Annotated in this window: 23 protein-coding genes; 11 read left to right on the top strand and 12 right to left on the bottom strand. The window is 66.6% G+C overall.

Annotated elements, in window-relative coordinates:
* Positions 1 to 27: 27 nt before the first annotated feature.
* Genes ACQY78_RS15835 through ACQY78_RS15820 form a run of 4 tightly spaced genes read right to left on the bottom strand, consistent with a single transcriptional unit; the run spans position 28 to position 3,164 of the window.
* On the bottom strand, positions 28 to 699 hold the full coding sequence (locus ACQY78_RS15835; RefSeq protein WP_428676616.1) for a GntR family transcriptional regulator: 672 nt from the start codon (positions 697 to 699) through the stop codon (positions 28 to 30).
* Positions 700 to 738: 39 nt separating this feature from the next.
* Positions 739 to 1,662: a glycerophosphodiester phosphodiesterase gene (locus ACQY78_RS15830; protein WP_428686401.1), complete on the bottom strand. Its 924-nt coding sequence runs from the start codon at positions 1,660 to 1,662 to the stop codon at positions 739 to 741.
* Positions 1,649 to 2,596 carry a M48 family metallopeptidase gene (locus ACQY78_RS15825; protein ID WP_428676615.1) on the bottom strand — a complete coding sequence of 316 codons (948 nt, stop codon included), beginning with the start codon at positions 2,594 to 2,596 and terminating at the stop codon, positions 1,649 to 1,651. The genes ACQY78_RS15830 and ACQY78_RS15825 overlap by 14 nt, the downstream gene beginning before the upstream one ends.
* 13 nt (positions 2,597 to 2,609) lie before the next feature.
* Positions 2,610 to 3,164, bottom strand: coding sequence for a LemA family protein (locus ACQY78_RS15820; protein WP_428676613.1), 555 nt, complete (start codon positions 3,162 to 3,164; stop codon positions 2,610 to 2,612).
* Positions 3,165 to 3,228: 64 nt separating this feature from the next.
* On the opposite strand from ACQY78_RS15820, the gene ACQY78_RS15815 reads away from it, so the two are divergent.
* Positions 3,229 to 3,696 (top strand): nuclear transport factor 2 family protein, encoded by a 468-nt coding sequence (locus ACQY78_RS15815; protein ID WP_428676611.1) that lies wholly within the window; start codon positions 3,229 to 3,231, stop codon positions 3,694 to 3,696.
* A 54-nt stretch (positions 3,697 to 3,750) separates the two neighbouring features.
* Here the strand turns inward: ACQY78_RS15815 and dapD are convergent, their stop codons facing one another.
* Positions 3,751 to 4,590 carry a 2,3,4,5-tetrahydropyridine-2,6-dicarboxylate N-succinyltransferase gene (dapD, locus tag ACQY78_RS15810; RefSeq protein ID WP_428676609.1) on the bottom strand — a complete coding sequence of 280 codons (840 nt, stop codon included), beginning with the start codon at positions 4,588 to 4,590 and terminating at the stop codon, positions 3,751 to 3,753.
* 76 nt (positions 4,591 to 4,666) lie between these two features.
* Here dapD and nudB point away from each other — a divergent pair, with 76 nt between their 5' ends.
* The 3 genes from nudB to ACQY78_RS15795 are packed head-to-tail and all read left to right on the top strand — an operon-like array spanning position 4,667 to position 6,889.
* Positions 4,667 to 5,104 carry a dihydroneopterin triphosphate diphosphatase gene (gene nudB / locus ACQY78_RS15805; protein WP_428676607.1) on the top strand — a complete coding sequence of 146 codons (438 nt, stop codon included), beginning with the start codon at positions 4,667 to 4,669 and terminating at the stop codon, positions 5,102 to 5,104.
* Between the two features lie 58 nt (positions 5,105 to 5,162).
* Complete coding sequence (locus ACQY78_RS15800; protein WP_428676605.1) at positions 5,163 to 6,560, top strand: MFS transporter; 1,398 nt, start codon at positions 5,163 to 5,165, stop codon at positions 6,558 to 6,560.
* An 11-nt stretch (positions 6,561 to 6,571) separates the two neighbouring features.
* Entirely contained in the window at positions 6,572 to 6,889 is a 318-nt protein-coding gene (locus ACQY78_RS15795) for a monooxygenase (protein ID WP_428676603.1), read from the top strand.
* An 81-nt stretch (positions 6,890 to 6,970) separates the two neighbouring features.
* Here ACQY78_RS15795 and ACQY78_RS15790 read toward each other — a convergent pair whose 3' ends face one another.
* Positions 6,971 to 7,450, bottom strand: coding sequence for a VOC family protein (locus tag ACQY78_RS15790; protein ID WP_428676601.1), 480 nt, complete (start codon positions 7,448 to 7,450; stop codon positions 6,971 to 6,973).
* Between the two features lie 9 nt (positions 7,451 to 7,459).
* Positions 7,460 to 8,173, bottom strand: coding sequence for a DUF1428 domain-containing protein (locus tag ACQY78_RS15785; RefSeq protein WP_428676599.1), 714 nt, complete (start codon positions 8,171 to 8,173; stop codon positions 7,460 to 7,462).
* A 57-nt stretch (positions 8,174 to 8,230) separates the two neighbouring features.
* On the opposite strand from ACQY78_RS15785, the gene ACQY78_RS15780 reads away from it, so the two are divergent.
* Positions 8,231 to 8,677: a MarR family winged helix-turn-helix transcriptional regulator gene (locus ACQY78_RS15780; protein ID WP_428676598.1), complete on the top strand. Its 447-nt coding sequence runs from the start codon at positions 8,231 to 8,233 to the stop codon at positions 8,675 to 8,677.
* A gap of 4 nt (positions 8,678 to 8,681) precedes the next feature.
* On the opposite strand, the gene ACQY78_RS15775 is transcribed toward ACQY78_RS15780, so the two are convergent.
* The gene (locus tag ACQY78_RS15775) at positions 8,682 to 9,608 is read right to left on the bottom strand and encodes an AEC family transporter (protein WP_428676596.1); all 927 of its coding nucleotides are present in this window, start codon (positions 9,606 to 9,608) and stop codon (positions 8,682 to 8,684) included.
* 80 nt (positions 9,609 to 9,688) lie between these two features.
* Between ACQY78_RS15775 and ACQY78_RS15770 the strand changes: the two genes are divergently transcribed.
* Positions 9,689 to 10,627: a LysR family transcriptional regulator gene (locus ACQY78_RS15770; protein ID WP_428676594.1), complete on the top strand. Its 939-nt coding sequence runs from the start codon at positions 9,689 to 9,691 to the stop codon at positions 10,625 to 10,627.
* Here the strand turns inward: ACQY78_RS15770 and nth are convergent.
* Complete coding sequence (nth, locus tag ACQY78_RS15765) at positions 10,602 to 11,264, bottom strand: endonuclease III (protein ID WP_428676592.1); 663 nt, start codon at positions 11,262 to 11,264, stop codon at positions 10,602 to 10,604. The genes ACQY78_RS15770 and nth overlap by 26 nt on opposite strands.
* Here nth and ACQY78_RS15760 point away from each other — a divergent pair.
* Positions 11,263 to 11,751 (top strand): DUF2244 domain-containing protein, encoded by a 489-nt coding sequence (locus tag ACQY78_RS15760; protein ID WP_428676590.1) that lies wholly within the window; start codon positions 11,263 to 11,265, stop codon positions 11,749 to 11,751. The genes nth and ACQY78_RS15760 overlap by 2 nt on opposite strands.
* Positions 11,752 to 11,758: 7 nt before the next feature.
* Here ACQY78_RS15760 and dapB read toward each other — a convergent pair whose 3' ends face one another.
* Entirely contained in the window at positions 11,759 to 12,556 is a 798-nt protein-coding gene (gene dapB, locus ACQY78_RS15755) for a 4-hydroxy-tetrahydrodipicolinate reductase (protein WP_428676588.1), read from the bottom strand.
* A gap of 57 nt (positions 12,557 to 12,613) precedes the next feature.
* Between dapB and ACQY78_RS15750 the strand changes: the two genes are divergently transcribed.
* The 3 genes from ACQY78_RS15750 to ACQY78_RS15740 all read left to right on the top strand — a co-directional run bounded on the left by ACQY78_RS15750 (position 12,614) and on the right by ACQY78_RS15740 (position 14,779).
* Positions 12,614 to 12,883 carry a DUF3303 domain-containing protein gene (locus ACQY78_RS15750; RefSeq protein ID WP_428676587.1) on the top strand — a complete coding sequence of 90 codons (270 nt, stop codon included), beginning with the start codon at positions 12,614 to 12,616 and terminating at the stop codon, positions 12,881 to 12,883.
* Positions 12,884 to 12,909: 26 nt separating this feature from the next.
* Positions 12,910 to 13,311, top strand: coding sequence for a GFA family protein (locus ACQY78_RS15745; RefSeq protein ID WP_428676585.1), 402 nt, complete (start codon positions 12,910 to 12,912; stop codon positions 13,309 to 13,311).
* Between the two features lie 160 nt (positions 13,312 to 13,471).
* Positions 13,472 to 14,779 carry a hypothetical protein gene (locus ACQY78_RS15740; protein ID WP_428676583.1) on the top strand — a complete coding sequence of 436 codons (1,308 nt, stop codon included), beginning with the start codon at positions 13,472 to 13,474 and terminating at the stop codon, positions 14,777 to 14,779.
* 18 nt (positions 14,780 to 14,797) lie between these two features.
* On the opposite strand, the gene ACQY78_RS15735 is transcribed toward ACQY78_RS15740, so the two are convergent.
* Together ACQY78_RS15735 and ACQY78_RS15730 are read right to left on the bottom strand one after the other, a co-directional pair.
* Positions 14,798 to 16,261, bottom strand: coding sequence for a M81 family metallopeptidase (locus tag ACQY78_RS15735; RefSeq protein WP_428676581.1), 1,464 nt, complete (start codon positions 16,259 to 16,261; stop codon positions 14,798 to 14,800).
* A gap of 2 nt (positions 16,262 to 16,263) precedes the next feature.
* Positions 16,264 to 16,836 (bottom strand): DNA-3-methyladenine glycosylase I, encoded by a 573-nt coding sequence (locus ACQY78_RS15730; RefSeq protein WP_428676579.1) that lies wholly within the window; start codon positions 16,834 to 16,836, stop codon positions 16,264 to 16,266.
* 37 nt (positions 16,837 to 16,873) lie between these two features.
* Between ACQY78_RS15730 and ACQY78_RS15725 the strand changes: the two genes are divergently transcribed.
* Positions 16,874 to 17,593, top strand: coding sequence for a haloacid dehalogenase type II (locus ACQY78_RS15725; RefSeq protein ID WP_428676577.1), 720 nt, complete (start codon positions 16,874 to 16,876; stop codon positions 17,591 to 17,593).
* The last annotated feature ends 124 nt before the right edge of the window (positions 17,594 to 17,717 follow it).

Genomic DNA, 17,717 nt, shown 5'->3' with positions numbered 1-17,717 from the left:
CGTTTTGCTTTGTAGTGAGCGCCGTCTTCAGGCGGCGTGGGAAATCACGACCTTCAATCGTCCGGTGAGAATGTCGGCCATCTGTTCGGCGTGTCCGCGGCAGAGCGCTTCGGCCTCGGCCGCCTGGCCCGCCTCGAGCGCGCGCAGGATGCCTTCGTGCTCGTCCCATACACTGATCCGCAGATCCTCTTCGCTCAAGGCCGCCGCCATGACCCGACGCAGATGCTGCCAGTGCGGCTGGGCGGTCTCGCCGATCACGGGATTGCCCGAGGCCTCGTAGACGAAGAGATGGAAATCGATGTCGGCCTCGATGACCGACGGCACGTATCCGCTCGCCACGGCGCGACGGCCGACGTCGAGCAGGGCGCGGCCGCGCTGCATCAGGTGGGGCGTGTAGTTGGACGCGGCGAGCCGAGCGGCGGCGCCGTCGAGCGCGGCCCGGACGACGTAGAGATTGCGGGCCTGCTGGACGTCGAGCGGGGCGACGCACACGCCCTTGCGGCCGGCGTCGACCAGGAAGCCCTCGCGGCGCAGCAGCATCATGGCCTGCAGGACCGGCTGGCGCGACACGCCGAACTGCTGGGCGATTTCCTCCTGGGTGATCCGGGCGCCGGATTTCAGCTCACCGGAGCAGATCGCTTCGAGGACCGAATCGTGAATTCGCTCTGAAAGATCGGGCTCGGGAAGGATGGGGCGCATGTCTGTATACAGAACACAGAGATGCCCTGAGTCAACCGCCTAGCGGGCTTTGAGGCCCTTGGAGCTGAGAATCTGTGCCCCGCGATCGGGATAGTCGGTGATCAGCCCGTCCACGCCCAGCTCGATCAGCCGACCCATCTCGGCCGGGGCATTCACGGTCCAGGGGACGACCTTGAGGCCGAGCGCGTGAGCTTCCTTGACGTTCTCCGGCGTGACGTTGCGCCAGAAGGGCGACCAGGTCGCACAGCCGGCCGCCTGGGCGAGCCGCGGCACCGATCCGCCGTGGGCTGCCAGGTCGAGCCCGCCCAGCCAGGGCGAGGGCCGGCCGCTGGCACGCTGCACCGTGTCGAAGTTGTTGCTCTCGATGGTGAGGCAGCCGGTGGCGATCTCGGGCGCCAGCTTGCGGGCCTCGATCAGGCCGCGCCAGTCGAACGACTGCAGCGTGCTGCGCGGCTCCACCTTCGCCTTGCGAATCCCGTCGACGGCAAGCGCGGCGAACGCGGCAGGGTCGAGGGTGAGGTCGGGTTTGCCCGGATCGGTCTTGATCTCGATGTTGAAGCGCACCCCGGGGGACGCCTGCGCGAAGAATTCGGGCAGGGTCGGAAAACGCTGGCCGTCGACCAGCTTCTGCTCCGGGAACTGCTGGGCATATTTGCTGGCCGGGTTCACGCGGCCGATGTCGTAGCGCTTCAGTTCATCCAGGGGCAGCGTGCGGATGGCCGGTCCTGAAGCGGTGAGCCACTGCCCGTCCGGCCCGCGCGTCAGGTCGGGATTGAGATAAGGGTCGTGGCTGATGACGACGATCCCGTCGCGCGTCACCGCGAGGTCGGTCTCGAGGGTCGTGACGCCCAGGTCCTGCGCCAGCTTGAAGCCGGCCAGCGTGTTCTCGGGCGCCAGGCCGCGCGCGCCGCGATGGCCCTGCAGGTCGAACGCCGCCGCGAGCCCGGCGCTAGCTGCCCAGATTGCGCAGGCGAGCGATGCGATCCTCGATATCGGGATGCGTGGCGAGAAGCGCCGGTGTCTTGGATGTGAACTGGTTGATCGGGTTGACGATGAAGAGATGCTGCGTGGCACGGCTCACTCCGGGAAAGGGCGCGGCCTTCTCTGCGAGCTTGCCCAGCGCAGAGATGAGGCCATTGGGATTTCGCGTGAACTGCACGGAGGTCGCGTCGGCGAGATACTCGCGCTGGCGCGAGACCGCCATCTGCACCGCCTTGGCCGCGAGCGGCGCCAGGATCGCGACCACCAGCAGCACGATGATCAGGATACCGCCGCCCGAGCTGCCCTTGCGGTCGTCGCTGCGCATCCGGCCCAGGTTCATCGTGCGCAGCGCCATGTCGCAGACCAAAGCGATGAGGCCAACCGTGACGCCGACCACGACCATGTAACGCGTATCGAGGTTGCGCAGATGCGCCATCTCGTGCGCCACCACGCCCTGCAGCTCGTCGCGGGTCAGTGAATTCAGAAGCCCGCGCGTGACCGCGATGGTGCCATTGCCGACCTTGTTGCCGGTGGCGAAGGCGTTCAGTGCGTCGGTCTCCAGCACCATGACCCGGGGCATCGGCACACCCGCGGCGATCGAGATTTCCTCGACCACGTTGTAGAGCTGCGGCGCGTCCTGCTTCTCGATCACCTTGGCGCCGGCCATGGACAGCACCATCCGGTCGCCCACCGCCAGCGAGATCGCGCTCCAGCCGACGCTGACGGCCGCCATCAGGCCGGCGGCCGCAATGCCCATCTGGCTCACGGCGGGCAATGAGCCCGAGGACTCGGTCTCCAGCAGCGCGCCGACCAGATAGCCGATCCCGCCCGCCAGCAGGGTGAGCACCGCCAGCAGCACCATCGTGTTGCGGCGGTTCTGGTTCTGCGCGGAGACGAAGTCGGTGGTGGCGCTCATGCGCCGTGCCCTCTCAGCGCAACGCGACCTTCGGCACTTCGCGCTCGGACTCCGGCATGTTGAACAGGTCCATCGGGCCGAAGCCCAGCGACGCCGCGGCCAGCACCGCCGGGAAGCTCTGGCGGCGGGTGTTATAGGTATTCACCGAGTCGTTGTAGAACTGGCGCGCGAAGGCGATCTTGTTCTCGGTGGTCGTGAGCTCCTCCTGGAGCTGCATGACATTGTCGTTGGCCTTGAGCTGCGGGTAGTTCTCCATCAGGGCGAACAGGCCATGCGTCGCCTGGCTGAGCGCCGCTTCCGCCGGTCCCGATTGCGCGGCGTTGCCGCTCGCCGCCACCGCGTTGTTGCGCGCCTGGATCACCTTGGTGAGCGTCTCCTGCTCGTAGCCCATCGCGTCCTTCACGACCTGCACCAGGTTGGGAATGAGATCGTGCCGGCGCTTGAGCTGCACGTCGATCTGGCTCCACGCGGTCTGGGCCTGGTTGCGGCCGCCGACGAGGCCGTTATAGACGGCGATCAGCCACACGCCGATGGCGACGACGATGCCGAGGAAGATCCATGTGCTCATGCCAGTTCTCCTTTGCCGCGGCCGCCAGTCTAGTCATGATCGGGGCCGTTCGGGAGGAATAACAATGGATACGTCAGAGCTGCTGAAGGCCTTTTGCTCCGCGGTCGAGTGCCGCGACGGCAAGGGGTTCGCCAGCCTGTTCACCGAGGACGCCGTCTATCACGACGTGTTCTACGGCGATTTCGTCGGGCGCGAGCGGATCGCCGAGATGATCGACGACTGGTTCCATCGCACCGCGCACGAGTTCCGCTGGGACATGCACCGCCCGGTCAGCGACGGAAAGATGCTCTACGCCTATTACACGTTCAGCTACGTCTCGAAGCTGCCCGGCGCCGAGGGCAAGCGCGTCGGCTTCGAAGGTTGCTCGATGATGCAGCTGCGCGACGGTCTGATCCTCGACTATCGCGAAGTGGCCAATGTCGGGCCCGCCTTCGTCGAGCTGGGCTTCGCGCCCGAGCGCACCTCCAAGATCCTCGCCAAGGAAGGCGCCCACCTTAGGACGCAGCCGGAGTGGAAGCGTCACACCGGCTGATCGTCGGATCATCGCTTCCCCTTTGCGGAGCCCGCAAAGGGGAAGACGCTGACGCTAGTCGCGCAGCAGCTCGTTGATCGAGGTCTTGGAGCGGGTGCGCTCGTCGACGGTCTTCACGATCACGGCGCAATAGGTCGAGGGACGATCCGGGCCGCCGCCGATATTGCCGGGCACCACCACCGAGTACGGCGGCACTTTGCCGATATGGATCTGGCCGGTCGCGCGGTCGACCACCTTGGTGGTGGCGCTGATGAACACGCCCATCGAGAGCACCGCGCCGGTGCCGACGATCACGCCCTCGACGACCTCGGAGCGGGCGCCGATGAAGCAGTTGTCCTCGATGATGACCGGGTTGGCCTGCAGCGGCTCGAGCACGCCGCCGATGCCGACGCCGCCCGAGAGGTGGCAGTTCTTGCCGATCTGGGCGCAGGAACCGACCGTCGCCCAGGTGTCGACCATGGTGCCGGTGTCGACATAGGCGCCGAGGTTCACGAAGGACGGCATCAGCACGACCGACGGGGCGATGTAGGAGCCGCGGCGCACGATCGAGCCGGGGACCGAGCGATAGTTCGCCTTGGCGAAGCGGGCGGCGTCCCAGCCGGTGGTCTTGAGCGGCACCTTGTCGAACCAGGGCGCGGCGCCGAGGCCGGGGAACGAGGCGCCGCCGTCCATCGGGACCGAATCGTAGAGGCGGAAGGAGAGCAGCACGGCCTTCTTCAGCCACTGGTTCACGACCCATTCGTCGCCGAACTTCTCGGCGGTGCGGTAGGTGCCGTCGTCGAGGCCGGCGATCGCCGCTTCGACGGCGTCACGCACTTCGCCCTTGGTGGCGCTGTTGATGCCGTCCCGCGCTTCCCATGCCGCGTCGATCGCGGTCTGCAGCTGCTTGCTCATCGAAAATCCCTCGAAAAATGCCGCCGGACCATAGCGGCGGGAGGCCCGGAGTCAATGTTCCGGGCTATGCTGCGGCATGGCCTTCAAGATCCCCGAATCGGTGCTGGTGGTGGTTCATACGCCCCGGCTGGACGTGCTCGTGCTGGAACGGACGGGGACCGGACTCTGGCAATCCGTGACGGGATCACGCGAACTGGACGATCCGGATATGCAGGCGACGGCCCGCCGCGAACTCCAGGAGGAGACCGGCCTCGCGGTCGGCACGCTCACCGACTGGCGCCAGACCAACCGCTACGAGATCTGGGCCCAGTGGCGCGCCCGCTACGCGCCGGAAGTCACCCACAATGTCGAGCATGTGTTCGGCTTCCAGGTGCCCGAACGGACGGTGGCGACGCTCGATCCGTCCGAGCACGTCGCCCAGCTCTGGCTGCCGTGGCAGGGCGCCATGGAGAAGGTCTTCTCGCCCACCAATCGGGATGCGATCTGGCAATTACAGCGGAGGGTGAACGCGTGAAGGTCCCTTGCTCAGGGGGCTTATGAAGAGTGCCTGCTCTCGGGCATAGTGACCCGGCATGACAGATTCTCACGCGGCCACGCCGCCCGTCCGTGAAGCCTCGACGCTCGGCCAGTTCAGCTGGGCGCTGTTCGACTGGGCCAACCAGCCCTTCTTCACCATCATCACCACCTTCATCTTCGCGCCCTACTTTGCCAACGTGCTGGTCGGCGATCCGGTACAGGGGCAGGCGGCCTGGGGCTTCACGCAATCGGCTTCCGGCGTCCTGATCGCCCTGATGAGCCCGTTCCTCGGCGCCATGGCCGACGCCGGCGGCCGTCGCAAGCCCTTCATCCTCGCGTTCCAGCTCCTGCTGGTCGTGGGATGCGCCGGCCTGTGGTTCGCCTATCCCAATCGCCCCGACCTCATCCTGCCGATCAGCTGGGCGGTGATCCTGGCCACGGTCGGCGCCGAGATGTCGATCGTGTTCAACAATGCCCAGCTTCCCAACATCGTGCGGCCCGAGCGCATGGGACGGCTGAGCGGCTACGGCTGGGGCCTGGGCTATTGCGGCGGCCTGGTCTCGCTGATCGTCGTGCTTGCCGTGTCGATGCCGGCCCTGTTCGGCCTGGCCGCCTCGAACGACCGGCCGCTGTTCGGCCTCGATCCTGCCAGCCACGAGCTGGAGCGCCTGGTCGGACCTGCCTCGGCCCTGTGGATCATGATCTTCGTGCTGCCGATGTTCCTGTTCACGCCGGATTCCGCCGGTGCGCGGCGCCAGCCCCTGCTCGTCGCCGCGCGGGAAGGCGGCCGCTCGCTCCTGTCGACGCTGAAGCGCCTGCCGCGCTACGGCAACGCGCTGCGCTATCTCATCGCCTTCATGCTCTACAATGACGGACTCGCGGCGATCATTGCCTTCGGTGGCGTCTATGCCGCCGCGACCTTCGGCTGGAGCACGGTGACGCTCGGCATCTTCGGCATCGTCCTGACAGTCTTCGCGATTCCCGGCGCGTTTCTCGGCGGCCGGCTCGACGACTGGATCGGCAGCAAGCGGACGGTGCAGATCGCCATCGCCGGCGTGATCGTGGCCACCCTGGGCATCGTCGGCGTCACGGCCACGCATGTCTTCTACATCGTGCCGGCCGACCCGATCAGCCCGACGCGCGGCCTGTTCGGCTCGCTGCAGGAGAAGGTGCTGATGGGCTTCGCGCTCATTCTCGGCTTCTGCATGGGGCCGATGCAGGCGGCCAGCCGCACCATGGTGGGCCGCATCGCCCCGCCGGGCATGACCGGCGAATTCTACGGCCTGTTCGCCCTGTCGGGCCGGGCCACGGCCTGGATGGCGCCGTTTGCCATCGCGACCGTCACGGCGGCGACCCAGTCCACCCGCATCGGCATGGCCTGCGTTCTGTTCTTCCTGGTGGTAGGCTTCATCCTGCTGTGGAAGGTGCGCGAGGAGCGCGCCGCCCCCGTGTGAAGGAGGATCTCATGATCACCGCCATCGTGAACTTCAAGCTGCCGGCCGACATCGATGCGAAGAAGGCCGCCGAACTCTTCAAGGGTTCGGCGCCGAAATATCGCGGGATGAAGGGACTGGTCCGGAAATACTATCTGTTCGACGCGGAGAAGCGGATCGGCGGCGGCGTCTATCTCTGGAAGAGCCGTGCCGACGCCGAGGCGGTCTACACGCCGCAGTGGCAGGCCTATATCGCCGAGCGCTACGGCGCGCCGCCCGACATCCGCTATTTCGAGACCGCGGTCGTGGTCGACAACGACAGCGACACGATCACCGCCGACGCGGCGTAGCCTGGGGGCGCGCCGCTCCAGCGGCGCGATCTTCATTGCGACCGACGGAGACGCGCGACTGGAGTCGCGCGCCCCCAGCAATCATCCTCGACGGGCCGCCTCGATCCGGGCGACGTCGATCTTCTTCATGCCCATCATGGCTTCGAAGGCGCGCTTCGCCTCCTCGCCGCCGGCTCCCATCGCCTCGGTGAGCACGCGCGGCGTGATCTGCCACGACAGGCCCCATCTGTCCTTGCACCAGCCGCAGGCGCTTTCCTGGCCGCCATTGCCGACGATGGCGTTCCAGTAACGATCGGTCTCCTCCTGGTCGTCGGTGGCGATCTGGAACGAGAAGGCCTCGGTCTGCTTGAAGGCCGGCCCGCCGTTGAGGCCCAGGCAGGCGATGCCGCAGACCGTGAACTGCACGGTCAGCACGTCGCCTTTCTTGCCCGAGGGATAGTCGCTGGGCGCCCGATGGACGGCGCTCACCTCGCTATCGGGAAAGGTCGCGGCGTAGAAGCGGGCGGCGGCCTCCGCGTCCTTGTCGAACCAGATGCAGATCGTGTTCTTCGCTACGGTCATTGCCATTCCTCAGACGTCGAGGATCGGCGCAAAGCCGCCGTGGATCATGCGCCGCGGATCGAACGGCAGCCGGTCCTTGCCTTCATGCATGCGCGGGTCGGCCATCACCTTGGGCCAGGCCGCGTCGCGGACCGCCTTCGACGGCCATTCGATCCAGGCATAGACGACTTTCTCCTCGGCCGTCGCCTTCACTGCGCCCTTGTAGTCGGTGACCTTGCCGTCGGGAACATCCTCGCCCCAGGCCGAGACCACCCGTGTGGCGCCGTGCTCCTGCAGGATCGCAGCGTGCCGGACCTCCATGGCGAGATAGTCCGCCTTGTTGGCGGCGGGCACCGCCAGCAGCGCGCCGTCGGCGTAACCCATGTGGCCCCGGCCGCCTTCGTCGAGGATCGGCGTGAAGCCTGCAACGATCATGCGCTGGCCGTCGAACGGCATGTCCATGTCGTGCATGCGCGGATCGTTCATGACCTTCCGGTGTGCTTCCTCCGCGATCTCCTTGCTGGGATATTCGATCCACGAGAAGACCACGACTTCGTCCGGCTTGGCCTTCACCGCGCCCTTGAAGTCGGTGAGCTTGCCGTCGGGCACGTCGTCGCCCCAGGCCTCGACCTGGCGGGTGGCGCCGAATTCCTTGGCGATCGGCGAGAAGTCGGCAGCAGCCTTGCGATAGGCCTCCTTCTTGTCGGCCGGCACCGGCAAAACAAATCCCTGCACGTAGGCCATCAGTTCCTCCTGCTGGTTGATTTCAAGCTGAAAGGTTGATATCAACGTAACCACGATATGTCAAAGAAGCTAAAAGCCTCGTTCGAGACGACGCTGCACGTCTACGACCACTGCCTGTGTTTCGCCGCACAACGCGCCGCACGCGCGCTAGCGCGTCGCTTCGACGAAGCCTTGTCACCGCTTGGTCTCACCAGCGGACAGTTCTCGTTGCTGACCTCGCTCAATCAGCCCGAGCCGCCTTCGATGGGCTCGATCGCCGCGCTGCTCGTGATGGATCGCACCACGCTCACCGCCAACCTGAAGCCGCTGGAGCAGCGCGGCTTCGTGGAGATCGCCGTCGATGAGACCGACCGCCGGGTGCGGCGGCTCATCCTGACGCCGGCCGGTCGCAGGGTGCTGCAGTCGGCCCTGCCGATCTGGGTCGAGGTGCATGGCGAGATCGATCAGCTCGTGACGCCCCACGATGGGAAGGCACTCCGCAGCGGCCTGCGGGCGCTGGCGTAACGCGTCAGGCGGCGAAGGCGCCGATGCCGGCGGCCGCGATCGGCAGGGCGACGAGTGCAAAGAGGGTCTGCAATGCCGTGATGCCAGCCATCAGGGGCGCGTCGCCGCCGAGCTGGCGCGCCATGATGTAGGCCGAGGACGCCGTCGGCAGGGCCTGGAAGAGAAGCGCCGTGACGAGAGCCGGTCCAGTCAGGCCCATAAGCGAAGCGACCAGGACTGTTACGACCGGCATAGCCAGGAACTTGATCGCGGAGGAGGTGGCGACTGGCGCGATCCAGCCGCGCACCGATCCGAACTCCAGCGCCGCGCCGACGCAGAGCAGGCCGAGCGGCAGCGATGCAGCACCGAGCGCCCGCAACGCCGGCTCGATACCGGCCGGAAGCGTGAGCCCGAGAAGCTGGAAGCCGATGCCGGCGAACGAGCCTAGCACCAGCGGGTTCGTCACCAGTTGCCGGGCGATCCCGCGGCCGCTCAACCGCGCCGCGCCGTGACGGGCAAAGACCAGCACGCAGAGAATGTTGACGGTGGGCACGATGGCGGCGCTGCACAGGGCCGCCAGCGCGAGGCCTTGCGTGCCGAACAGGCCGGCGGCCAGGGTCACGCCGACATAGTTGTTGAAGCGGATGCCGCCCTGGAAGATCGAGGTGAAGGAGGGCCCGTCGACCCTCAGCATCGGCCGCAACGCGATGACGAGTCCCGCCACGGCGAGGATCGAGAGGATCAGGGTCGTGACGAGCTCGCGCGCCGGCAGCGAGTCGAGCCGAGCCGTCGCGAGACTATGGAAGAACAGGCACGGGACCAGAACGTAGTAGCTCAGCCGCTCCGCCTGCGGCCAGAACCCGTCGGCGAGGAAGCGCAGGTGCCGCAGGCCCATGCCCAACGCGATCAGCAGGACGATGGGCAGAAGGGCGAGGATCACGTCGGCGCTCATGAGCGCTTGTGTAGGCCCTCATCGCACCCGAGTGAAAATTCTTAATACTCAATCGACCGATGACAATTTATCATCGATCCATGTCGCTGCGCGCCCTCCGCACCCTGCAGGCCATCGCGCGTCACGGCTCCTTCGCCGCTGCAGGCAAGGCGGTGGGGCTGACGCAATCCGCCGTGAGCCTGCAGGTGAAGGCGCTGGAGGAGGAGTTCGGCGCAGCCCTCTTCGATCGCTCGCGCCGCCTCCCGGCGCTGACCGAGGCCGGCCGCATCGTCGTGGCGCGGTCCGCCGAGGTGCTCGCGCTCTACGACGACATTGCCGGTGCCCTCGGCGACGAACGATCGCTGGCCGGCCGGCTGCGGGTCGGCGCCGTGCAGACCGCGCTGGCCGGCGTGCTGCCCGATGCGCTGGTCGCACTTAACCGCGCCCATCCGCGTGCCCGCGTCTCCGTTTCGGTCGGCCTGTCGGCGGAAATGGCGGAGAAGGTCGCGGCTGGGGAACTCGACGCGGCGCTGACCACCGAGCCAGTACGGCCCTATCCGGCCGGCCTCGTCTGGACCCCACTCTACCAGGACCGTTTCTGGCTGTTCGCCCCGCCCGGCCAGGGGCGGCGGAGCGCCCGCGACCTGCTGGCCGAGCTGCCCTTCATCCGCTTCGACAGCAAGGCCTGGGCGGGACGGGTGATCGACCGCGAACTGCGGCGCATGCGGGTGGAGGTGCACGAGGAGATGGTGCTCGACAGCCAGGACATCATCCTGCGCATGGTCGAGAAGGGTCTGGGCGTCGCCGTGCTGGCCGTGGCGGACGAGGTCTTCGCCGGTCTGAAGCTGACCTGCCTGCCGTTCGGCGAGCCGCAGCTCATCCGCAACATCGTGATGCTGGAACGCCAGGACCGCCGCGGCGGCCGTCTCGCCGTGGCGCTGGCCGAGGCCGTGAAGGGGGCAAAGGAAGCGGCCTCGGCACCGGCCCGGAAGCGGGCGAAGGCGACCCGAAAGGCTAGGCCGCGACGGTCTTCCCCTTGAAGGTGCAGAGGTCGTTCACGACGCAGGCCGGACACAGAGGGGTGCGCGCCTTGCAGGTGTAGCGGCCGTGCAGGATCAGCCAGTGATGGGCGTGCAGCTTGTATTCCTCCGGCACGCGCTTCAGCAGCTTCAGCTCGACCTGCAGCGGGTTCTTGCCCGGCGCCAGGCCGGTGCGGTTGCCGACCCGGAAAATGTGGGTGTCGACGGCGATGGTCGCCTCGCCGTAGGCCACGTTCATCACCACGTTGGCGGTCTTGCGGCCGACGCCCGGCAGCGCCTCCAGCTCCTCGTGCGTGCGCGGCACCTCGCCGCCATGCCGCTCCAGCAGGAGGTGGCTGAGCGCGATCACATTCTTCGCCTTGGTGCGGAACAGGCCGATCGTCTTGATGTGGTCGATCAGCTTCGCTTCTCCCAGCGCCACCATCTGGGCCGGGGTCTTCACGACCTTGAACAGCGGCCCGGTGGCCCGGTTCACGCCCACATCGGTGGCTTGTGCGGAAAGCACGACGGCCACCAGGAGCTGGTAGACATTGTCGTATTCAAGCTCCGTCTCGGGCTCCGGCATTGCCTTCTTGAGGCGTGCAAAGAACTCGGGGATGACGGCGGTCTTCATCAGGGCCATATAGCTTCCTACCATGACCGAAGCGCCCCTTCCGGCGGTTCATTTCGCCACTTCGCTGACGCCCCATCGCAGCCTGTCTGCGGAGGGCTTCCGCTTCGTGATGCTGGGCGCGATCGCTGCCAACCTGGTGATCGGCCTGCCCCTCTTCATCATGGGCGCCTGGCCGGTCTTCGGCTTCATGGGCGTCGACGTCTTCCTGCTGTGGTGGCTGTTCAAGCGCAGCTATTTCGACGCCCGCCGCAGCGAGACCCTGCTGCTGACCGACCGTGAGCTGGTCGTGGTCCGGGTCGCGCCCGACGGCGAGCGCGAGGAGCTGCGGCTCGACGCCTACTGGCTGAAGGTCGAGGCCACCGAGGAGCGCCTGGTGGTGACCTCGCGCGGCAACCGCGCCGTGATCGGCCGCTTCCTCGGCCCCGACGAACGCCTGCGCGTCGCCGAACAGCTCAAGGCCGCCATCGCCGACATGCGCGCGCCCCGCTACGACCACGCCTGGGACGAGTAGCCCTCGTCTAAAGCCCCAGCACGTCCTTCATGCCGTACAGGCCGGGCTTCCGGCCTTCCAGCCACTTGGCCGACTTCACGGCGCCGGCGGCATAGGTCTCGCGGCTGAAGGAGCGGTGGTTGAGTTCGAGCCGTTCGCCGGCCGCCGCGAAGTAGACCGTGTGCACGCCTACCTCCTCGCCGCCGCGCAGGGTGGCGAAGCCGATCTCGCCGCTCGGGCGTGCGCCGGTATGGCCGTCGCGGCTCTTGCGCCAGACCTCTTCGAGCTGGACCTTGCGGCCCGCCGCCGCGGCCCGGCCGAGCGCCAGCGCGGTGCCAGAGGGCGCGTCGATCTTGTGGCGATGGTGCATCTCCAGCACCTCGATGTCGTAGCTGGGGTCGAGCATCGACGCGGTCTTCTCGACCAGCGCCAGCAGGATGTTGACGCCCAGCGCCATGTTAGCCGCCCACATGATCGGCACCTTCTTGGCCGCGTCCTCGATCAACTTGGTCTGGACGGGATCGAGGCCGGTCGTGCCGATCACCATGGCGACCCCGTTTTCGCTGGCCACGTTGGCATGCGCCACGGTCGCCTCCGGCACGGTGAAATCGATCACGCACTGGGCGGCCCTGATGGCGGCGGCGCTGTCGTCGCCGATCAGCACGCCGTTCGGCTCGATGCCGGCCATCTCGCCCGCATCCTTGCCCAGCGCTTTGCTGCCCGGCCTCTCGCTGGCCGCGGCCAAGGTCACGCCCTCGGTCCGTGCGATCTGGCGGACCAGCATCTGGCCCATGCGCCCGGAGGCGCCGACGACGGCGATCTTCATCTCGTTCCTCTTCTCGTTCGTTGGCCTAGACTAACGGACCGGAAGCGAGGGGAACACATGCTCTTCATGGTGGTCGAGAAGTTCAAGAACCAGGACGGCAAGGCCGTCTATCGCAAGCTCCAGAAGGGCCGCGGCCTGCCCGACGGGCTGGAGTTCGTCGCGAGCTACGTGACGGCCGATCTCGGCCGCTGCTTCCAGCTCATGCGCACCGACGACATAACGCTCTTCCAGAAATGGATTGCCGACTGGCAGGAAGTCGTCGAGTTCGAGGTCGTGCCCGTCGTCGAAGGCAAGACGACGCGCGAGGCGCTGGAGCCGCTGTTGTAGACAGTTTCGACGAAGGAGAGCCGACGATGATTACAGGTGGCTGCCATTGCGGCGCGATTCGCTATCAGGCCGAGGGCGGCGCCCTCAATCACGCGCTATGTCACTGCACGGACTGTCGGCGGCATGCCGGCGCGCCGATGGTAGGCTGGACGATGTACCCGCAGGACGCGGTCAAGGTGACCAAGGGTATCCCCAGAGTCTACGCCTCGTCGGAGCACGGGAGGCGGCATTTCTGCCCCGACTGCGGCACCGGGCTCTTCTACGACAATGCGAAGGTGTTGCCGGGGCTCATCGATATCCAGAGCGCGACCTACGACGATCCGGATACGGTGCCGGCGCAGGTCCACATCCAGGTCGCCGACCGGATCGGGTGGATGAAGAACGCCCACGAACTGCCGGCCTTCGACCGCTATCCGCCGCAGCAGTGACGCGGGAGGCGCGCTGACCGTGTTGTGAAGGGTCGATCGTCCATCCAGTCCCTTCGGATAGAAATGCAGAAATGAACGGCTACCGGCGATTGCCGGCTTGATAAGCTGCGGCTGCTCCGCCAGCGGGGCGCAGATATCAACCGGTGCTGGAGTCTTCGCCATGACGACGACGTTCACGCTGCAGGACGACACCAACCTCGATCCTCGCGTTGCGAAGGCCTATGTTGCAGGCTGGATCAATGGAGGCTCTTCCTCCTTCCAGGTGCTGCAGAGCGACGGCACGTTCGGCGGCGGCACCCCAACCACCGTCCCATTCTACCCCGTATCGACGATACCGGCGGTGACACTCGACGTGGCGACCAACGGCAACGACCAGCTCCTGTTCGTTGTGTCGCCGGGGGCGCCAACGACTCTCAAGGTCCTGAATTCGGCGCCGCAGAAATACACGCAGTATCCCTACCCGGTTGCGCCCGGCATTGCCGCGCCCGGACCGTTCGACATCTTCGAGTTCGGCCAGAACGCCCAGGACGATGTGAGCGCAGTAAGCGGCTTCGGTCTAAACCTGTGCTTCTCGGTGAGCGGCGATGTGAGCCAGCAGTTCGGTGTGTCGAGCGCGGTGACCCGGCAGGAGATCGGCACGGCCTACACGGCCTTCGTTGCGAACGAGGCGGCGAGCCTCCCGGCCGCCAAGGCCTTCGCCGAGCTGCTTTACGACGGCGCCCTCAACGTCGCCGGCGCGCCTGCGCCGCCGTCGGTGGACAGCCAGTTCTTCGCCATCTCCGACCCCAACGACATGCTGAACGCCCTCACCGACAATTACACGGCCGCGACGGACGATCCGCTGGCGACCTACTGGGATACGGCGCTGGCCGCCTTGTTCACCGTAGGCAACTATCTCAGCATCAACCTCAGCGCCAATCCGGCGGCGCCGAACATCTATTCCGGCTATTGCAGCGGGGGAGTCGGCGCGGAGGTCTTTACGTTCAGCAATGGCCCCAATACCTACGCATTCGACAATCCGCTGAATTCCAACCCGTTGGGCTTCGCAGGCGCGCAGTACGTCTTTCAGCAGGCCTTCACCGTGGCGCCGGCGCCCGACAAGGGCCTGCTGCAGGACAATATCTGGCAAGCGCTGTGTCGTGGCGTGGCGCAGCAGGGCGTATCCACGACGCCGATCACCGGTGGCGAGAGCACCACGGCGTGGAACAATCCGGACAACTGGTACCAGCCCGGCAACGTCAGCCACGTCTACGCCAAGTTCCTGCACTATTCCGACGCGGACGGGAACGACAGTCGCACCAGCGGCAATCCGCCGATCTTCATTGCCAATGCCGCCTACGGCTTCAGCGAGGACGAGAACCCGGATGGGCCGTACTCTGGCCCCAACGTGCCGTCGAAGAGCGCCACCGTGCCGGACGGCTCGACCGTCACGATCACGCTCGGCGGCTGGGACACGACCTCGAGCTGACGTCCCGACACGCAGTCGTCATCCCTTCCACGGATCCGCGACCTTCGGCCAGAACGGCGTCTTGCGCTTGGTGTAGGGCCAGCGGGTGACGTCGGGGTCGGCGGCGCCGGGGGTGGCGACGTAGAGGATCTCCTTCGCGACGCCGACGAAGCCGTTATAGAAATGCTGTGCGCTCTTCACGACGACGACGCGGTAGTCGGCGGGCTCGGCACCGACGGCACGGAAGGCATCGGCGTGGAAGGTCTGGTTGCGCCGCGTGCAGATCGCAATGTCGACATGCTCCGACGACAAGAGCGCCATGTCGCCGAGCGGCGACATCACCGGCCCGTAGGGCTGGAAGACGTTGCGGGCGATCTTCTTCACCGTGACGTCGAGGTCGACCGGATCGCCGCTCACCGTGCCCGACTTGCCGCCCAGCCGCATGCGGATGCGCGCACCCTCGCCCGCCTCCTCGGCAATCTGGAAGGCCATCGGATCCCACATCACGCCGAACAGGGCCGGCCCGATCTCGCGTTCGACCAGCGCCTTCAACACGAAGGTCGAATCGCCCGGTGCGCCGGAGCCGGGATTGTCGGCGCGGTCGGCCAGGACCAGCGGGCCCTGGTTGTGCGAGGCGGCGCGGTCCATCGCCTCCTCGACGGTCAGGTACCGGGTGGCATAGCGCTCGCGATTGTCCCACAGCTCGCGGCCCAGCTGCTCGGCCAGCGCCTCGGCCTTCTTCCTGTCGCCGTCGGCCACGACCAGGGTGCGCGTGCCCACGTCCTCCACGTCGGCGAAGGAGAAGCCGTGGCTCAGCGACACCGAGAGGATGCCGTCCTTGCCCTCGAGGCTCTTCATGCGAACGACGAACTCGTTGATCGGCGGCACGGAGGTGCGGTACTGCGCGATCATGCGGCAGTCGTAGCGCGCCATCACCGGCTTCACCTTGCCCTCGACCGTGTCGGCGATGATCGCGAACAGCTCGGCCGCGCGCTCCATCGTGTCGGTGTGCGGGTATTCCTTGTAGCCGACCAGCACGTCGGCACTGTCGAGCATCAGCGCGCTCAGGTGACAGTGCAGGTCGAACTCGGCGCCGATCGCCACCTTGGGCCCGACGATGGCGCGGATGCGCGACAGGAGATCGCCCTCGCAGTCGTCATAGCCGTCGGCCACCATGGCGCCGTGCACGTTGATCAGCACGGCGTCGAGCGGCAGGGCGGCCTTCACGCCGTCGAGGATCTCGTCGCGGAAATCCTCGTAGACCTTGCGCACGGTGGTGCCCGAGGGCGCGGCGAAGGTCGAGAGCCCCTCGATCACCGTCCAGCCGCGCTTCTCGGTCTCCTTGCGCCAGACATGCATCGGCGCCGTGAAGTTGGTCGGCTCATGCTTCGTGGCGTCGCCGTGCCAGATGCCGTGCTCCTGATAGCCGCGCAGGCCGGTGGGAAAGGGCACGAACTGGTTGGTCTCGGTCCCGAGGGCCGCGATGTACACACGCTTGGTCACGATCACTCCTTGGCGCAGTGGCAGCCCGCGACATGGTCGTCGACCATGCCGGAGGCTTGCATGAAGGCGTAGCAGATGGTGGAGCCGACGAACTTGAAGCCGGCCTTCTGAAGGGCTTTCGACAGGGCGTCGCTTTCGGGCGAGCGCGCCGGCACGTCCTTGAGGGTCTTTGGGCGGTTCTTCCTTGGCGCTCCGCCGACGAAGCTCCACAGGAACTTCGAGAAGGAGCCCTCGCGCTCCTTCAGCGCGAGATAGGCCTGGGCGTTGCTCACGCTGGCGGCGATCTTGCCCTTGTGCCGGATGATGCCGGGATCGAGCAGCAGCTTCTCCAGCTTCGCAGGGCGATACCGCGCGATCTTCTCCGGATCGAACCCGTCATAGACCTTGCGATAGTGCTCGCGCTTGCGCAGCACGGTGATCCACGAAAGGCCCGCTTGGCAACCTTCCAGGGTCAGAAGCTCGAACAGCGCGCGGTCGTCCCGCAGCGGCCGTCCCCATTCCGTGTCGTGGTATTCCTGGTAGAGCGGATCGTCCGACACCCAGCCGCATCTTGGCTTGCCGTCCGCGCCGCTCACTCTATCGTGCTTCCAAACCATGTGAGGAAGCTACCCAATGTCCAAGGTCCCCGCCAATCTGAAGGTCTGCATTTTCGATGTTTTCGGCACCGTCGTCGACTGGCGCGGCAGCCTGATCGCCGACCTGCCCGCGCTCGGCAAGAAATACGGAATCGAGACCGACTGGACGAGCTTCGCCGACGACTGGCGCGGCCTCTACCAGCCGCAGATGACACGGGTGCGCAAGGGCGAGCTGCCGTGGACGCGCATCGACGACCTGCACAAGGAAGCCTTCGAGATGCTGCTCGCCAAGCGCGGCCTGAAGCATCCGGGCGAGGAAGGCGCGTGGGAGTTCACCCACCTCTGGCACAAGCTGCGCCCCTGGCCCGATTCGGTCGAGGGCATCGGCATGATGAAGAAGAAGTTCGTCGTCGCCACGCTCAGCAACGGCAACGTCGCGCTGCTGATCAACATGGCCAAGAACGGCGGCATTCCCTGGGACCACTGCTTCTCCGGCGAGACCTTCCATCACTACAAGCCCGACCCCGAGGCCTATCTCGGCGTGGTCGACAGCATGTACGTCAAGCCCGAGCAGGTGATGCTGGTCGCCGCGCACAACAACGACCTCGCGGCGGCGCAGAAGTGCGGCCTGTCGACCGGCTTCGTCCTGCGCCCCAACGAACACGGCCCGAACCAGAAGCGCGACCTCAAGGCCGAGGGCGAGTGGAACGCCGTCGGCACCTCGATGATCGATCTCGCGAAGAAGCTTGGGTGCTGACGCTCTTTCCTCCCCCGTCAAACGGGGGAGGTGTCGTCGTCTTACGACAACGGAGGGGAAGAGCCTCAGTCGAGGCATTCATCGCGTGGCCTTCCCCCCTCCTGTATCCTCCCCCGTATGACGG

It is taken from the genome of Reyranella sp., assembly GCF_965279625.1.
Lineage (GTDB): Bacteria > Pseudomonadota > Alphaproteobacteria > Reyranellales > Reyranellaceae > Reyranella.
This window is presented reverse-complemented; position numbering and strand designations above follow the sequence as displayed.

Excerpts from the sequence above, each read along its gene's own strand:
- ACQY78_RS15820 (WP_428676613.1), bottom strand. The coding sequence starts at position 3,164 with ATGAGCACATGGATCTTCCTCGGCATCGTCGTCGCCATCGGCGTGTGG.
- ACQY78_RS15750 (WP_428676587.1), top strand. The coding sequence starts at position 12,614 with ATGCTCTTCATGGTGGTCGAGAAGTTCAAGAACCAGGACGGCAAGGCC.
- ACQY78_RS15790 (WP_428676601.1), bottom strand. The coding sequence starts at position 7,450 with ATGACCGTAGCGAAGAACACGATCTGCATCTGGTTCGACAAGGACGCG.
- ACQY78_RS15785 (WP_428676599.1), bottom strand. The coding sequence starts at position 8,173 with ATGGCCTACGTGCAGGGATTTGTTTTGCCGGTGCCGGCCGACAAGAAG.
- ACQY78_RS15770 (WP_428676594.1), top strand. The coding sequence starts at position 9,689 with ATGTCGCTGCGCGCCCTCCGCACCCTGCAGGCCATCGCGCGTCACGGC.
- ACQY78_RS15780 (WP_428676598.1), top strand. The coding sequence starts at position 8,231 with ATGTCAAAGAAGCTAAAAGCCTCGTTCGAGACGACGCTGCACGTCTAC.
- ACQY78_RS15795 (WP_428676603.1), top strand. The coding sequence starts at position 6,572 with ATGATCACCGCCATCGTGAACTTCAAGCTGCCGGCCGACATCGATGCG.
- ACQY78_RS15745 (WP_428676585.1), top strand. The coding sequence starts at position 12,910 with ATGATTACAGGTGGCTGCCATTGCGGCGCGATTCGCTATCAGGCCGAG.
- dapB (WP_428676588.1), bottom strand. The coding sequence starts at position 12,556 with ATGAAGATCGCCGTCGTCGGCGCCTCCGGGCGCATGGGCCAGATGCTG.
- ACQY78_RS15725 (WP_428676577.1), top strand. The coding sequence starts at position 16,874 with ATGTCCAAGGTCCCCGCCAATCTGAAGGTCTGCATTTTCGATGTTTTC.
- ACQY78_RS15825 (WP_428676615.1), bottom strand. The coding sequence starts at position 2,596 with ATGAGCGCCACCACCGACTTCGTCTCCGCGCAGAACCAGAACCGCCGC.
- nth (WP_428676592.1), bottom strand. The coding sequence starts at position 11,264 with ATGGTAGGAAGCTATATGGCCCTGATGAAGACCGCCGTCATCCCCGAG.
- nudB (WP_428676607.1), top strand. The coding sequence starts at position 4,667 with ATGGCCTTCAAGATCCCCGAATCGGTGCTGGTGGTGGTTCATACGCCC.
- ACQY78_RS15835 (WP_428676616.1), bottom strand. The coding sequence starts at position 699 with ATGCGCCCCATCCTTCCCGAGCCCGATCTTTCAGAGCGAATTCACGAT.
- ACQY78_RS15800 (WP_428676605.1), top strand. The coding sequence starts at position 5,163 with ATGACAGATTCTCACGCGGCCACGCCGCCCGTCCGTGAAGCCTCGACG.
- ACQY78_RS15760 (WP_428676590.1), top strand. The coding sequence starts at position 11,263 with ATGACCGAAGCGCCCCTTCCGGCGGTTCATTTCGCCACTTCGCTGACG.
- ACQY78_RS15775 (WP_428676596.1), bottom strand. The coding sequence starts at position 9,608 with ATGAGCGCCGACGTGATCCTCGCCCTTCTGCCCATCGTCCTGCTGATC.
- dapD (WP_428676609.1), bottom strand. The coding sequence starts at position 4,590 with ATGAGCAAGCAGCTGCAGACCGCGATCGACGCGGCATGGGAAGCGCGG.
- ACQY78_RS15740 (WP_428676583.1), top strand. The coding sequence starts at position 13,472 with ATGACGACGACGTTCACGCTGCAGGACGACACCAACCTCGATCCTCGC.
- ACQY78_RS15815 (WP_428676611.1), top strand. The coding sequence starts at position 3,229 with ATGGATACGTCAGAGCTGCTGAAGGCCTTTTGCTCCGCGGTCGAGTGC.